Origin of the sequence: cyanobacterium endosymbiont of Epithemia turgida isolate EtSB Lake Yunoko, assembly GCF_000829235.1 — a bacterium.
Classification (GTDB): domain Bacteria; phylum Cyanobacteriota; class Cyanobacteriia; order Cyanobacteriales; family Microcystaceae; genus Rippkaea.
This window is the reverse complement of sequence record NZ_AP012549.1, coordinates 2008260-2024709: the sequence shown is the minus strand read 5'-3', so window position 1 is coordinate 2024709 and position 16450 is coordinate 2008260. Positions and strand designations below refer to the sequence as shown.

The 16450-nt window shown below is 33.6% G+C and carries 12 protein-coding genes; 3 read left to right on the top strand and 9 right to left on the bottom strand.

Features of this window, described 5'->3' with window-relative positions; genetic code table 11:
- Positions 1 to 278 precede the first annotated feature (278 nt).
- Entirely contained in the window at positions 279 to 917 is a 639-nt protein-coding gene (gene hisB / locus ETSB_RS06245; protein WP_044106952.1) for an imidazoleglycerol-phosphate dehydratase HisB, read from the bottom strand.
- Positions 918 to 1136: 219 nt separating this feature from the next.
- Here hisB and ETSB_RS06240 point away from each other — a divergent pair, with 219 nt between their 5' ends.
- Positions 1137 to 1667, top strand: coding sequence for a DUF4330 domain-containing protein (locus ETSB_RS06240; protein WP_044106950.1), 531 nt, complete (start codon positions 1137 to 1139; stop codon positions 1665 to 1667).
- Between the two features lie 888 nt (positions 1668 to 2555).
- Here the strand turns inward: ETSB_RS06240 and ETSB_RS10670 are convergent.
- From ETSB_RS10670 to ETSB_RS06210, 7 genes are all read right to left on the bottom strand, one after another.
- The gene (locus ETSB_RS10670; RefSeq protein WP_332403821.1) at positions 2556 to 2633 is read right to left on the bottom strand and encodes a hypothetical protein; all 78 of its coding nucleotides are present in this window, start codon (positions 2631 to 2633) and stop codon (positions 2556 to 2558) included.
- Positions 2634 to 2901: 268 nt separating this feature from the next.
- On the bottom strand, positions 2902 to 3183 hold the full coding sequence (locus tag ETSB_RS10665; RefSeq protein ID WP_332403804.1) for a DUF4079 family protein: 282 nt from the start codon (positions 3181 to 3183) through the stop codon (positions 2902 to 2904).
- Between the two features lie 865 nt (positions 3184 to 4048).
- A complete protein-coding gene (locus ETSB_RS06230) occupies positions 4049 to 5986 on the bottom strand; it encodes an FAD-dependent oxidoreductase (RefSeq protein WP_044106949.1) in 1938 nt (645 codons plus the stop codon).
- Between the two features lie 724 nt (positions 5987 to 6710).
- Positions 6711 to 7271 carry a gamma-glutamylcyclotransferase gene (locus ETSB_RS06225; protein WP_044107664.1) on the bottom strand — a complete coding sequence of 187 codons (561 nt, stop codon included), beginning with the start codon at positions 7269 to 7271 and terminating at the stop codon, positions 6711 to 6713.
- 140 nt (positions 7272 to 7411) lie between these two features.
- Positions 7412 to 8059, bottom strand: coding sequence for a cofactor assembly of complex C subunit B (locus ETSB_RS06220; protein WP_044106948.1), 648 nt, complete (start codon positions 8057 to 8059; stop codon positions 7412 to 7414).
- A 2022-nt stretch (positions 8060 to 10081) separates the two neighbouring features.
- A complete protein-coding gene (locus ETSB_RS08895) occupies positions 10082 to 10309 on the bottom strand; it encodes a hypothetical protein (protein ID WP_145972245.1) in 228 nt (75 codons plus the stop codon).
- Positions 10310 to 11072: 763 nt separating this feature from the next.
- Complete coding sequence (locus tag ETSB_RS06210; RefSeq protein ID WP_171816423.1) at positions 11073 to 12638, bottom strand: NAD(P)H-hydrate dehydratase; 1566 nt, start codon at positions 12636 to 12638, stop codon at positions 11073 to 11075.
- 835 nt (positions 12639 to 13473) lie between these two features.
- Here ETSB_RS06210 and ETSB_RS06205 point away from each other — a divergent pair.
- Both ETSB_RS06205 and sipA read left to right on the top strand, forming a co-directional pair.
- The gene (locus ETSB_RS06205; protein ID WP_044106946.1) at positions 13474 to 14445 is read left to right on the top strand and encodes a cysteine synthase A; all 972 of its coding nucleotides are present in this window, start codon (positions 13474 to 13476) and stop codon (positions 14443 to 14445) included.
- A 295-nt stretch (positions 14446 to 14740) separates the two neighbouring features.
- Positions 14741 to 14965 carry a regulatory protein SipA gene (gene sipA / locus ETSB_RS06200; protein WP_044106945.1) on the top strand — a complete coding sequence of 75 codons (225 nt, stop codon included), beginning with the start codon at positions 14741 to 14743 and terminating at the stop codon, positions 14963 to 14965.
- 78 nt (positions 14966 to 15043) lie between these two features.
- On the opposite strand, the gene metK is transcribed toward sipA, so the two are convergent.
- Positions 15044 to 16312, bottom strand: a complete 1269-nt coding sequence (gene metK / locus ETSB_RS06195; RefSeq protein ID WP_044106944.1) for a methionine adenosyltransferase — start codon at positions 16310 to 16312, stop codon at positions 15044 to 15046.
- Positions 16313 to 16450 lie beyond the last annotated feature (138 nt).

Genomic DNA, 16450 nt, shown 5'->3' with positions numbered 1-16450 from the left:
TAAAAATAGATTAGTCAAAGGATAAGTTACTATTAACCACAATTCCTTGACTTCATCTGTATCTCTATGGTTAGCCTATTAAAAGTTTACTTAATTATGATTATTAGTTCGTCAATTTAACCGATTTAGAATACTAGTCCCTGCGAGGTTGTAATGGAAAGACAACCGTTAAAGAATTATTGATGAACCTTTCTTTGAACTTAACAGCAGTCAGGTCATTTTAAAAAGGGGGATTGCTTATCAAAAATCACTAGTGATTTTTGATAAGCAATAAAATCTTAAACTAACATTCCCTTAGAACTAGGAACAGCATGGGAACGACGAAGATCAATTTCTAAGGCCATCCGCATTGATCGCGCAAACGCTTTAAAAGTTGCCTCGATAATATGGTGAGAATTAATACCATCTAATTGACGAATATGTAGAGTTATTTGGCTGTGATTAACCAATGCTACAAAAAATTCACGGACTAGTTGAGTATCATAAGTCCCTACTCGTTGGGTGAGAATTTCTAACCCATAATTTAAATGAGGCCGTCCTGAAAAATCTAAAGCTACTTGAATTAACGCTTCATCTAAAGGGGCAATAAAATGGCCAAAACGGTTTATTCCCTTGCGATCGCCTAACGCTTCGGCTAATGCTTGACCGAGGGTAATGCCTACATCTTCATTAGTATGGTGATCATCAATTCCTAAATCTCCTGTAGCCTTTATCTCTAAATCAATTAACCCATGAGAAGCAATTTGATTAATCATATGGTCTAAAAAAAGAATTCCTGTTGATGCATGACAAATTCCCTGACCATCCAAATTTAGGGACACTATCACATCGGTTTCCTTGGTGGTGCGTCTGACGAAAGCACTCCGAGCAGAGAAAGGAATAGAAACGGGAGATTGAGAGGAAGATTGGTTCTGCATAGATTCAAATCAACAGTTTGTTCTTATTGTTTAGGATATTAATCCTAAAGGAATGTGGGATACTTTCAACCTGTCGTTGCGTCTGCTTAGTAAAAGACAGTCAAAGACTATGGTAGAACTACCTCGGTTTGGAACATGTTAGCCTAGATATTCTAGATCAAGTTTTTATAAAAATTCTTGATTTATACCTATATTGAACTTTAAATTGACTATATTCTTATGAAGCTATTAGATTCTAAAGGACGTTTATTCTCTAAGATTAGCATTTTGGATCTTGGTGCGGCCTTGGTTATTTTCCTGGTGACTATCGGTATTTTTATTGTTCCTGGAAAATCAGGGGTGAGTACCATCGCGCAAGCCTCAAAAAAACCTATCGAAGTTGATGTTATTGTTCGAGGTTTAGGAGTGCGCAATTCTGAGTCGTTGATACAACAATTTAAAAACGAAAAAAAAACTAATATTGTTATTCGTCACCAACCAGCGGGGGAAGTTTATGTTAAAGAGATTCAGCCCCTTCCACGTACAACAGTAGTTCCTCAACCTGATGGATCTGTTAAAGCACTTCCCGATCCTAGACCAGAAATAGTATTTTTTAAGGATATGATTTTAACCTTAGGAGGAGAAGCCCAAATTACGGAGACAGGAGCAGTGTTAGGAAATCAAAAAGTTAAAATTGGTACGTTAATTGAGTTAGAAGGAAAAGATTATAACTTTAACACTAGTACCATTGATGTGCGGATTCTTGATTAAAAGAATCCACTGGCTTTTGTAGTATTTTTTATTTGCTTCAGGAAAAAATTTTTCATCAAAAAAGAGAATATTTTCTATTTTTTTTATGATTTTTTATATAGATATGATGCAAGGTGTGATGTTCTAAGGTAAATTATATTATGCACTTAAATTGATTAGTATCAAGAATAAACGGCAAAAATTGGTGATCACAGACTATTTAGTCTAATCAATTGTCATCGAAATTCACAACTATTTCAGAGATTTGTGGTCTTATTACAAAATAATCAGTGGTAATTTAGTCAGTGGGACAGAATTCGGCACTAACAAGGTCACAGTAAAGTACTTATAAGAAAAATTCTATGATCTTGATAAGAAATAATCTTTTTTTATGTTCTTAAAACTCTATTTATACCGTCGATATTACATGCTAAAAAAATGGTTGCTCAACTTAGTAAAAACCTAACTAAATAGTAAAATACAGTTTAAATGTGGGTCGATATGAGGTCATTAGATCACAATTCACTTAGAGATTATTGATAAAACCAAACTTCTCTTTAACTTTCATATTGACTCTCAATTCGACGTTTGTTGTTTAAGTTAAGTTTAAAATTATGTTGAATCTAGTGAAAACTGTTCTACTTTTTAAATCTTGACCGGAAGTAATCTATTTCTCTGGTGAGATAATTTTTAATTCTGGAGACAAAGACCATAATATATGTATGGCGTGATTGAAGATAAGAAAGTCATTGAGACAATTCATAAAGCGTGCGATGACTTTGTTTTTACCTCAAAGTTTTTTTGATCTAACCTAATGTCTTATATCCAAAACTATATCTGAATTTAAGTTAAATTTTTACCTCGTAAAATCGTTCTGTCCTGAATAATTTTTCTTAATTTAGTTCAAAATTATTCTCCGAGTTTATATTTACCAATTTCTAATAAATCTCTAATCCCTGTTATGCTTTGCGCTATAAATAATAGCAAAGTGAGACAATTTAAAATAATGTGAATACTGCGCCGCCAACCATTAGAGCAATAAAGCAGCTAAAATACCAAAATAGAAATGAGACATGTACCATTGATTATCTCGACAGAATACCCTATCTTTAAATCCTAAAATTATTAGTCCTATTCCAGTTAAAGTTGCAAAAACTCCTCGCTAATGTTTCTGTCGTGTTTTTTGAAGAATTACCAAAGCAGCAATGGTTACTACAAACATTGTTAAAATAAAAAGAAAGAAAAATACATTATTTTACCAAAGTCGATTGTTAATAATGTTTTTCCCAATGGGATATGCTAATCCTAACAAACTAACTTCAACTACCAAACCTGATAACCAACGTCCCATAAAAACATGATCTCGTCCAACTAATAGAAAAAATTTACTTTTTTTCTTATTCGAATTCTTATTTAAAGTTTGTAAACGTCTTTGATAAGTTTTCCCAGAAAAATAAGACACAATACCAATTAAAGGAAAAACAAAAATAACAGCAGTCACTAGATGAATAATTAGGAGAAAATCAACTGTCTTCATAACTTCCATAGCCAGATATGGCTATGGAAACGCGAATTGGACAGGGTTAAACAATTTGTGTATAGTATTTTGGATAGAATGAGATAACTATAATCTTATTTTAGGCACGAGGACTCTTCTGTATAAGAGTCCTCGTGCCTAAACGCCGTTTTGCTGTAGAAAGCCTTTTAATGGAAGATATAAGGTTAGGTTGAACGGTATAAATTTAAGTAAAAACTATTTAAATCAACTATAGCTTCTTCCCATGTATTCAGGAGATGGTGTCTGGTGATATCCCGGGTAAGGATCTCTACAAACTCTATAAATTCAGTAGTCGGACGTAAAATAAACAACACTATGTTAATAACTTTTAAGAAAACGGATAAACTATCAACTCATGCTAAAAAATCTACAAAATATACTAGTACAAGACACTCAAATAGAATCATGAATTAATAGAGATATCAATCAAGGAAAATTTCAAACTAATTCTTAACTTAGTTTAATCATATTTATACTTTTATACTTGGTTTTTAGTTAATAAACTTCACTTAGTCTTATAATTTTTAATTAGCTTTAGTGTGGAAGAATTATTATTAGTTTAACTCAACTTATTAGATATAACTAATAGAAATAATAATTTTATTTTTAACTCAAACTTAGATTGTTAGACAGTTTAGTCTAGATTATATATTTTATTTTTTATTATTCATGCTGAGTATTCTCTTTAGCTAAATAAAATCTTGGAATTAAATTAGTGAGTTTATTCAGATGGATTTATTTTCCTTGAAAAGTTTTAATATTTTAGGAAAAACAGGCTAAATATTAAATTAGCCAGAAAGATTATTATGGATTCTCTTTATAGAAATAAAAAAAATAACAAATTCTAGATTTTAACTAACCCTGATGGTGCAACTGTTAACAATGTACGTCTTTGTAACCCTTCTTGATGTAAAATTTCATTAGCCGCCAAAAGTCCACTACTGACTGCACGTTCCATTAAACTACAAGGAAAAGGCATCTTAACCCAATCTCCAGCAAAGTATAAATTTTTAATTTCTGTTGTAGTTTTTGGACGATTATTATAACTGTTAGGAGGATAACCTGAAAAATTATTCTGGTTAACCAATTCCTTATTTAAGCAGTTAGCCTGTTTTAATTTTGGAACAATTTCATATAATTCCTGTTCAAACGCTCTCAAGAGAGATTCTTGATTTGGAAAATCCTTTTCCTTATAACAATAAGCATGTAATTCTATTACACTTCCTCCTGTGTGTTTTGACCACTCAATAAACTGATTTTGAATATGGTGATAAAGAGTAATACTATCGGTTAGTTTATATCCCGAAACAGAGGTAAAATCACTATAGTTCCAGTCAAAATCTTGGTCAAACCAAAATCGTCCAACAGCAAACGGATCAGCTGTTGTTAAAGTTACTACTTGTTGAGTAACTTTTGGATTAATATCTCCTTCTATCAACTCCCATAACTGCTTAATTCCAGGAACATCAGTAGCCATAACATAATAATCTGCTTCCAGCATTGTATCTTTTTTTGAAGATAAAGTAGAAACACTAATTAACAGGATTGATGTTTCCCTCTGCTGGTTTATTTTATAACGGGGTAAATTTTGTTTTGCAGGACCTCCAAATACTTTGCCTTTGTCATCATATAATGTTCCATGACAGGGACATAAAAAGGTTCCATCCGTTTGTCTACTTACTGTACAACCTTGGTGAGTACAAGTTAAAGAAATTGCTTCTTGATGATTTGAAGTAGCAATGAAAACCCGATCACCTGCACCATAGTATGTTACATGACTATTAGTCAAATAATTATTACGTTCTACCCAAAAAGGAACTTCAGTTTGAGAGTTTCCCTGTTGATAAGTTAAAGAAATAATTTTTTCGTTGTTACAGATAATTTTATTAATAATTCCTTCAGAAATAACTTGTCCCCCATTCTTTTGAATTGCTTTAATAAAAGGTTGAACTAAACTGGTTCCCATATCATCTTTAGTTCCACTAAAAGCTAAACCTTCAGGATTCCCAAAAAAATAAAAATGGAAAAATTGTAATAATTCTCCTGCACTTAAAATATCAGGTGCATTTAAAGTAGCCTTAGCAAAGGGAAGAAAATATAAATCATGAATTCCTTTAGGAAAACCTTGTTTTACCCATTCAGTTACAGAGATATTGTCAAATTTGGTAAAAATTTTAGGAATTTGAACTCCTGTAATAGCTTTAAAAACTTTCCAGTGAGAGGGTTTTAGTAAGTTAATTCCCCATTGAAGACGATTAGAAGACCAAAACCAAAGATCAATAATATTCCAGGGAAAAGTTGAGTGACTTGGATAAAAATTTTCTGGTCTATAAATATTGTCTTTAAAGACAACAGAATAAAACTTTAAGGATTGAAAATTATTTGTAATGGATAATTCTTGAGCAATACTATTCAGGTTATAATACTGGGGAAAAAAACCGTGAAATCCATGTTCCATTTTGAAAGTTTCACTACCTACTTGAACCGTCCAACTGGCAATTTTACCTCCTAGATTGGGTGCTCTCTCTAATAAAGTTACTTGAAACCCTCGTTGACTTAATTCGTAAGCACAAGCTAATCCCGCTAAACCTGCACCAATTATGACCACAGATTTAGGTTTAGTTGGTCGAGAAGGTAAACTTAAGCTGTCTTGTTGATAGATAAAAGGTTGGGGTTTACTAAAACGAGAATAGCCTAATATTGCTGCAGGTAATGCAATCCCTAAAAGTTTCAAGACAGCACGACGAGAAAGTTTAAGGAAGATAAAAGAATTAGAAACCATAACAATAGGATTTAACTATTTTATTAAATTCCTAGGAAAACGTTTTAAGAACATAATATCATTATTCCCCCCAATTAGGATAATTAACCCTACTTAATCCTCCTAATAAACAAAAAGCAACCTTTTAAGACTTTAATTCTAACTAATTTTGCAAAGACTGTTTAAGTTTTAGGTCTATCTAATAATACAAATAAAGGACTATACATATCTTCGATATGTATAAACTGTTTGACGTTTAAATCACTTGTTATAAGTATGATCAAACGAAATTAGCTAAATTACTATTAATTCTTCATAGAGATGAATAGTAATTTAGTTATAAAAAATTAAGAAAACTGTCTAATCGGCTACCTCACTGATAAATTCTATGGAAATTAGCTAGTGCAAATACACAAAACCAATAAATTCACATCTATATATTTCTCGACATGATCGAGTCTTTCAATTAATCAAAGATTCTTTGCGTCCTAACTCATTATTATTAACCAATATATCTACGAAACTCTAGGTTTAACGGATTTTATAAGAAACCTGTAACATATTAACTTTTTGCTTATATAAACTAATTACAAAAAAAATTCGTCCCCCAAACTTTATAATTCTTCGGCTAATTGCCATAACTTTTCCTAACTACGAGCACAAACAACTAAACAATGGGTGCTCGCCTTGCCTATGTCACTAAATTATCCGATCACTAAGGTAACTTTGGGAGATAGTTTTTTACTCACGAACAATTTGCAAGAATAACTTCTTGACTTTGTTGTAACTGGAGTTGGTGCATATGGTTAAATAACCACCAACAATATTCTTCTGATAAACCACAAGTAACCGCCCCTCGCAATACTACATTCAAATACCAATCATTGGGGGCTAATTCTTGAGGTAGTTTGTCAATAACGACATAAGTTCGCACATTTTTATAGAGTTTTCCTTCACTATAAACATTAACATATTCGTGACGATATCCATTGCGGGGAACTTCTTCTCGAGCATCAAGGCGAGCACTAAATCGCCAAGGAAGATGATATAAAACTCCTTCTACACAAAAATTGGGATCACGAACTACATCCAATGCCCCACAATTACGCCGTAGGGAACGACGATAGAACCCTAACCGGTATCCTTTCAAGATAGCGTTTCCCATCACATATTGATAAGTGTTTTCGCCAAAAGTTCGTTTTAAGTCTACAGGACACATACAAGACCCATAGGCAAAATAATAAAATGATGTTTCCGGCAATACTTGCGGTTGCCAATGACTTCCTTGATGATAGGAATGAGTCATAGAACCTCTTAAATCTGATAGAGTTCGGACTTGGGATAAGGGGTCAAGAGATAGGTTCATCGGATATTTTCCCAGAATATAAATAGCGGTTGACTTGTCTTTACTGTTCCCTAATCAAAATGGTTGATAAAAATATAGACCTATTGCAAATAGGTTTGTAAGGTATCTGCTAATTTATCAGCGATTCCTTTGATCCAATTTTCGTCCTGTTTAGTATAACTGCGGGGGACATTTGCCCCCAAAATCAAAACCCCTTGGTTTCCCAAAGGTTGACATATTACTCCCTGAGTATTTTCGGGGAGATAATCAAACTCGACGCGTCCTGGATAAAGAGGCAAATTCACTAGATAAACTGGCTTTTTACTTGCCAAAACTTTTTCTAAAATATTGCCCGGAATTACTTGAGAGTTAATGCCTAAAATCCCTCGTCTCAACACCACCACTCCCTGATAGTAAACCACCAAAGATTTGGTAACGGTATTAGTTAATACTAAATAGGAGGCCCAAGCAAGTTCTTTTTTGATTTCTTCTGGTAAATAGGGGGCAAATTCGAAACCTTGTTCTCCAACAAGAGTAACAGCATCAGGTGATCGTGGTTGAACTTTATGCCAGATTAACCCAACTAAAATCAAGACCCCATTGAGAATAACTCCTACAACATCGGAACGAGACTGAGATGCCGTTAAGGTTAATGTAGTAAAACGGTTAATTAATAAGAGAATACTGCCAAGTACTCCCGCAAAAAAGGGCAGTAATCGTAAAGTTATATTCGGATCTGATTTGTTCATAAACTAGACTAAAATAAAGATTAAAAAAGAGAATATATCAATAATCTCTCATATCTTTTTTTATTAATCCATTTTATTTAGAGATAGCTCTCCCCTCTATATAAAGCAATTTTGGCTAATTATTTTCTTCAGTGATGCTTTATGTGATGTAATTTTGTTACGTCTGCGACTTTTGAGAAGATTTTTCCCTATTGACTTGCTGGGTTATATAGATTCACAATATATAATCAATTAAGCTTTGATAGTTTTTAGAAGTTACTCATTGAGAGATGAGCTTAAGTATAACAAATCTAAAAATATAAAGCTATCGCTAAAAATAAAAAAATATAAATGCAGAAAATATTTTTAGAATAAAATATAGCTATTAAAACTTTAAAAAATAAATCAATGACTAAATGTAATTTTTATTCTGATACAAGATATTTGACGATTCATCTAATGACTATAACTTATATTTCATGATAGTAATAGCTAAAAAATAACAAATATTAATCAAAAAAAGAGAGTGCTAGGTGATTGCAATCCTAGAGATCGATAAAAATAGGAAAATTGTTTATTTAAAAGAGTTGGGATAAGTTAACATCCTTAAAAAAATCAAAAATAATATTGCACGATTTTATATTTCAGTGAGATAATGCAATATATAAACGGAATAAATAAAAAATTTTTAAAAGATAAAATCACTATTTATATTATTAAATAATGCTACTACATAATAAATAAATTAGGTATTTAAAATAAAATTAAGCCATAAAATATGAGGTAATATTAACTTGCTTTTTTAGCTATTATTAGCTCTGATTAAAAATTTTAAATTATGGCTAATAAGTAATTTAAATTAAAAACATGACTAGATTAATTTTAAATTAAATTATATTTAAGAGTATTAAAATTGTTTTTTATTGATAAAAATATCAATTTTTTTATAGATAATTATTAGCATTAACCTTTTAAAGACCTTATTATGGAATAGTTTATTTATTATAAAATTATTGTCAGATCAGGCTATGCCAGGATTTTATTAATTTTTATTATCCTAAGTTAGATAGAGTTTTATTGAGCAATACATTTAGTCACTATTGACATTATTGAGAAATTTTTAGTGAGCCTAGTATATAATAATCGTCTTATCTATTCTAGAAACCCCATATTTAGTCTGTATTCTCAATACATAACTCCTAGCCTTTAATTTTAAGTTCGTTTAATCTTAGGATCGTTTTTAACCTGTGTTGTAAAATTATTACAGAATATCAGTATACCATTGTATTTATACAGTTTTTAGGTTATATTGTATCAACTTGACAGTTTAAAAAAAAATATTTTCAAGTTCAATAATGTCTGAATAAACCGTATCCTCATCTGAATATATTGACCAACTTATGGTCTTGTTCTTTAGGTAACATATCAATACCGAACTAATTATCGCCAATATACTCTCTTTTTTTTCTTTTTTGCTTGTTCATTATGCAAGGATTATTCTGGGTACTCCATTTATGTCTGTATAAACTACCAAAATCAGAAGAATTAAGCTGTTTAAATAGTAACAGTTGCCCTATTAATAGTTATCTTCTCTCTTGAGAATTAAGGTGATATTTTATATAACTTAGTAAGTTAGGGTTGTTAAATATATTTTTGACTTTTTTAAATAAAAAACTATGTTTTATAGCATTAGTTTTGATCTTCTATTTATTTAATTAAAATTAAATATTTTAATTAAATAAATAGAAAAAAATTACTATAATAGTAACCAACTGTCTGAATAATTAAAACGTCATTATACTGATAATGTTTTTGGTTAAAAATTACTTAACTGTTTATTAATTTTAGAAAAATATTATTAATTTATAAGTTTTTCTTATCTTTTGAAAGAGCCAGTAATAGTAAAAAAATTTTTTGAGTATTATGGCGGTAAAAATATACTCGATCAAGCTGACTATTTAACAATGGTTAAATAACAAAACTAGAACAAGGATAATTCCCTGTAATGAGGTAATCCTCTAGATAATCTAAATAATACTGTTGCTAATACAACCATTGGGGATGTGGAGGAACTAAATTAAATAAAGGAATCATTCCAGGAGGAGCAAAAAAATATGTTAATAATGTTTCTTTAATTTCTCTAACAAAAACATTCCTAGGCTGACAATTTAACTTAATATATAAAGTGTCAATATATAAAGTGGCTGCCATTCTTGCGTCCCGTCCCAAGTTTATCACAACAGGTTGTAAACAGATACTCCTATTAGCCATATGGCAATATTAAATGTTGTTGTTACATACTAATAATTTTTTTATAGTTTAGGTAATTAATGCCCCATAAGGAATAGTAAAAAGAGTTAGAGTATAACGTTATCTCCATCTAATAGACTTAGGTTGCAATGAAAGATTAGACTCTCGACAATGATGACCATTGGCATAATTTCTCACGGCGATCACTGTTATATTTACTTAGTAATCTGTTGGTAAAGAGGCAACAGTCCTTCCAGACATTGGCAAAAATCCTGTTCTGTCATAGTTATTTAACCCTGTAAGCGGCGACTTACCCGATAATCTCTAATGTGAGAGGATCGTAGGCTACGTCCAAAGCAGCCATAGTAACTTGAGCAGAATCAGCAGCAGTTTTAGCAATCTGACTTTTGCCAAAACGCACTTGACCTAATGAAAAATACTTAAGGGCTCCTAAATGAACTGGACGATTTTTAAAATTACTGAGTTTAGTTTCTACCCAAGGAGTTAGGTTCCACTGTAAGAAAACCTATCGAGAGATTAAACTTGTACCTAGTCCTAGTAAGACAATTGCCCCCTACATCAAGACACGGTGGTGATGCTAGGAAGGAGTTTTTACATGAAGTGAAGTTTGGAAGGATAATTTAACTGAGATTTCCGTGTTGTATCTGAATAGGAGGGTTCTGTCATCATGACTTTTCTTTTCACACCACCAGTGGCTAACCGCGTTAACGATTTCTTCAACTACATTAGTTATAGAGTCTTCTTTATAGAATTTTGTTTCTTCTCAATTATTCCAATTAACCTGGTGAAGATAATTGGACAGGGTGACAGCATCTACCCCTAACTCAGTACGCTCTTTTGCTGCTAAGATAGCCGCTTGAGCGTGCCACAAAGCGGCTGTCGCCACTATTCCTCCTCCGCCGATCTCTTTCTCATGGAGACTAGAAGTAGTTTGCCCTAATAACCCCCCAATCAACCCAGTTAAAATGTCTCCACTGCCTCCTCGTGCTAAAGCGGGGGTGCTCTCAGAAATTAACCAGACATGACCATTAGGGTCAGCGATCACTGTTTTAGCTCCTTTAAATAAAACTATTGTACCACTTGCTTTAGCCGCAGCTTGAACAGCCGCTATTCTATCTCCGCCAGGATGCTCAATAGAAGGAAATAGCCGTTTAAATTCCCCTAGATGAGGGGTTAAAACCGTTAGGCTGTTTTTCTTTGATAAAGTGTCAATAGTTCCTAATTTAGCTAGGATATTTAACCCATCCGCATCCAAAACTAGAGGACACGGTGCTGTCAATACTTGTTCGACGACCGATGTTGCCTCCAAGGTTAACCCCGGTCCACAGGCAATGACATCATAGTTGTCAAAGGCTGTAGCTAGGGGGGGTAATTGGGCGATTGTCCCGGTTTCGGTTTCGGGACAATCAATAATTAGCGCATCGGGTAACTGACTGACTAGCAAAGGTTTTAGGGACTCAGGAATGGCAATCGATAGCATCCCCACACCACTACTGCGCGCACCTAACCCTGTTAAGATACTACCCCCTGCATAGCGACGAGAACCACAAATAAGCAACAAATGTCCCTGTTTGTATTTATGGGTTAATAAGGGACGACACAAGGGTAAAAATTGTCGTGCTAGGTTTAAAGTCAGCTGTTTTATAGGAGCAGGTTTAGGTAGAATAGCCCAGATATCTTGAGGAGGAATACCAAAATCAATCCGTTCTGTTTTACCAATATAGTCTAGGGCTTGATCTTGGAAATAAATGAGTTTCCACAATCCTAAACAAAAACTATAGGTCGCTTTGATAGCTGTTCCTAAAACTTCTCCTGTATCCGTATGTAAGCCAGAGGGAATATCAATACTAATGATGGGAATAGGTAATTGGTTAATAATATTTACAGTCTCAGCAATATTTCCTGAGAGTGATCGTGTCAAACCAAACCCAAATAAGCCATCAATAATCAACTCACATTTTTCTATATATTCGATATCTCGATAACAGGTAATTCCTAAACTCTGAGCATAATTTGCATGCTGCAAAGTTAATTTTTTTAACCTAGAAAAGGGCTGATACAAACAAATATCATAACCTTGTAAATACAATTCTCTAGCTATAACTAAAGCATCTCCACCATTATGTCCAGGTCCAACTAAAACTCCTATTCGTAAGGTTTGAAACAGGGGATAAAGTTCTTGTATTCGACGAGCTAATAAAATTGCTACTTTTTCCATTAAGGCTGCTACAGGCATTCCGTTCTCAAAAATTCGGGCTTCAATTTCCCTCATTTGTTCTGCCGTAACAACAATATTATCCAGTATTTCTAGTTGATCAATTATGGACATTTAAGTTTTTCTATTGAGATAGAACTGTAAGAAAGTTGTTTATACTAAACCTGTAATCTAATAGTCAAAAATATAAAGACAGAGTTTAATCTCGAACAATAAACTTATAAAAAAACATAATCGCTATTATATGGTATTATAACAGATTTTATATCCAAATTAAACCATGCATGCTAAACTAAAAATTTTAACTAGATTTTTCCTGATGTACTTAAATGTTCGACGTAGTTAAACAAATAAGATTTTAAGTTTACAATCAATCTTCATTACTGATTATCAAAATTTTGATTAAATAGAAGTATTTTGATTTATTAAACAATATACATACAATAAAAATTTCATAACAGTAGTGAATCAAAGAATTAAGAGCGATAAATTATATTAAAGTTGAATCCCTAACAATAGGGATTCAAAACAAATCAAAACACTTAGGATTAAGCAATATTTATTTTCTATAAATATGCAATCTCATTTTTACCTCACAAATAGATTCAAAGTTTCCTATTATTCTAAGAAATTAGCCATTATTCTGCTCAAAAACGTTCTTTTAAAAGAACGTTTTTGAGCAGGTTACGAGATTGGATCTTTTCAGAGTTGGGATATAACTTTGAACTCATATAAAATTTTATTTGTCGCCTTCAGTAGCTGTTTTTCTCTCAAATCAGTAGCTGAGTTACCGTAACACAAAAAATCAAAGACTCCTGTAAAACTTACAATTTATCTACTAATTTCCTGATACTATCAGAGATAGTGTTGAGGATCAGACAAAAGAGAATAACGATTAAATCAACTAAAAGAAATCGCTATCTGTTGTCATTTGACAAAATAGAGGATTATGGATATTAAAGACGGCTTCGTTGGGACAGTTGGCAATACACCCTTAATTCGGTTAAATAGTTTTAGCCAAGAAACTGGATGCGAGATTTTAGGGAAAGCCGAATTTCTCAATCCAGGGGGTTCTGTTAAAGATAGAGCTGCTTTATATATTATTAAAGGCGCAGAAGAAGAAGGCTTGCTTAAACCTGGGGGGACGGTAGTTGAAGGAACAGCCGGTAATACAGGGATAGGGTTAGTCCATATTTGTAATGCAAAAGGGTATAAATGTTTAATTGTGATTCCTGAAACTCAATCCCAGGAAAAGATCGATCTTCTTAGAACCTTGGGGGCTGAAGTTAAAACTGTCCCTGCAGTTCCTTACCGTGATCCTGACAATTATATTAAAGTTTCGGGAAGACTAGCTCAAGAACTGAGCAATGCTATCTGGGCGAATCAATTCGACAATATAGCAAATCGCTTAGCTCATTACGAAACAACAGGTCCTGAAATTTGGGCGCAAACCGATGGAAAAATCGATGCTTGGGTCTCTGCTACCGGAACTGGAGGGACTTATGCAGGGTCTGCCTTATTTTTTAAAGAACAGAATCCTAACATCAAATGTATTGTTGCCGATCCTATGGGCAGCGGACTCTATAGTTATGTAAAGACTGGGGAAATTAAACCTGAAGGAAATTCCATTACCGAAGGAATTGGTAATAGTCGCATAACGGCCAATATGGAGGGAGTTCCCATCGATAATGCCATCCAAATTAATGATCGTGAAGCTCTTCGAGTTGTCCATCAGTTGCTGTACCAAGATGGTTTATTCATGGGGGGGTCGGTTGGCATTAATGTAGGTGCGGCAGTCGCTTTAGCCAAAGAGATGGGACCTGGACATACCATTGTAACAGTGTTGTGTGATGGGGGAGCAAGATATCAATCTCGTTTGTACAATCAAGACTGGTTAGAATCTAAAAAGCTAGTTGATTAAATTTAAGCTAAAAATTTATTCTGCAAAAGTTAACCTAGTTGGAACAATTCAAAGTTGATAAATGACCCGAGAATAATCATTGTCAGTTAATTTAACAGAAGAATATTCCTATTAGGTAAAAGGAATATAGCAAATTTTATAACAAAAACCGAAAGGCTTGTTAGCATGGAAACCTTGGCGGCAGTTATATGTCATGACTTCCTCTACAAAGAGTCTAAATATTAGTTGATGAATCACATCTTCTGAAGCTAATATTTTTAGTTAAGTGTGTCTGGAATCTTGATTAATCATTGATATGAATTCTTCAGAAATTACGGTGGGTTGCCAAGTTCTCTTGAGTGTTAGTCCTCCCTATCTAAAAACGGCTGATCCCATGCCCATGTTGCGTCCCGCTGATATTTTAGAAATTGGGTCCCAAGGCATTGTTATTGATCGCCGTCCGGGAGATTATTGGGGGGTGCGTTTTAGCAAAGGAGTTTTTTTAGTAGAAAGTCAGTACCTTGAAAAACTTGTCTCCTAAGCCAACTAGGTTAGATTAAAAAGAGAAAAGAGTTATTTTACTCTTTTCTCTAATCATTGTTGACGAATTGAACTCAATTTAAATCCCAACTGTCATCCCTGATAAAGGACTAGAAAAAGCATCTTTGAGTAAAGTAACTTTATCAGTTGCTTCCCAAGGCAAATCAAGATCAGTTCGTCCAAAATGTCCATAAACTGCTATATCTTGATAGAAACGACCGCCTCGTTGTGAAGGAAACTCTCGCAGTCCGAAATATTGAAGAATGCCTGCAGGACGTAATTCAAAATTTTCTTTAACTACATCAAGAAGTTTATCTTCATCAACTTTAGCCGTGCCAAAAGTATCCACAAGGATGCTCACAGGGCGAGCTACTCCGATAGCATAACTCACTTGAACTTCACACTTATCTGCCAAACCAGCAGCGACGATATTTTTAGCTACATAACGACAGGCATAGGCTGCAGAGCGATCTACTTTGGTCGGATCTTTACCAGAGAAAGCACCGCCACCGTGACGAGAGTAACCGCCATAGGTATCAACAATAATCTTACGTCCCGTTAATCCAGCGTCTCCTTGAGGCCCTCCAATAACAAACTTACCTGTCGGGTTGACTAAAAAATTCAGGTCTTTACTAGGTTTAATCTTAATATCGTTTAAGACGGGTAGAATGACAGCTTCCCACAGATCGGATTTAATCTTTTTTTGAACCTTATCGTTGTCTGTAATCGAGTCAATAGTTTCAGTATGTTGAGTGGAAACAAGAATGGTGTCAATCCCCACAGGTTTTCCCTTTTCATAGACAATTGATACCTGGGTTTTACCATCAGGACGTAAATAAGATAGTTCTCTCATTTTACGTACCGTAGCTAAGCGATGAGAGATGCGATGGGCTAGACTAATTGGTAAAGGCATTAATTCAGGGGTTTCATTACAAGCGAACCCAAACATTAACCCCTGATCTCCAGCTCCAATTCTATCTAATTCGTCACTACTAAGAGATTGTCTTTGTTCATGAGCTTCACTTACCCCTTGGGCAATATCAGGAGACTGCTCGTCTACAGCAACTAAAACGGAACAACTATCAGCAGAAAAGCCATTGTTAGCATCAGTATAGCCAATTTCAGCTATTTTCTTACGAGCTAACTCGACAAAATTAACATGAGCTTTGGAGGTAATTTCCCCAGTAATTAAAACTAAGCCTGTATTAACGACCACTTCTGCCGCGACGCGACTGCGATCATCATGGTTAAGCAAAGCATCTAGAATAGCATCTGAAATCTGGTCGCAGATTTTATCAGGATGACCTTCGGTTACAGATTCGGAAGTAAACAGATAACGACAAGACAATTTTACTTACCCTCTTTTAGCAACAATAATGATAAAGATGACGTTTTATAGTCTACAACTATACATGAGAATTTACTAATGAGGATAATTGAATTTGATTAAGTTTGAGGATAGTAATATATGCCTTTTAAAAATGAC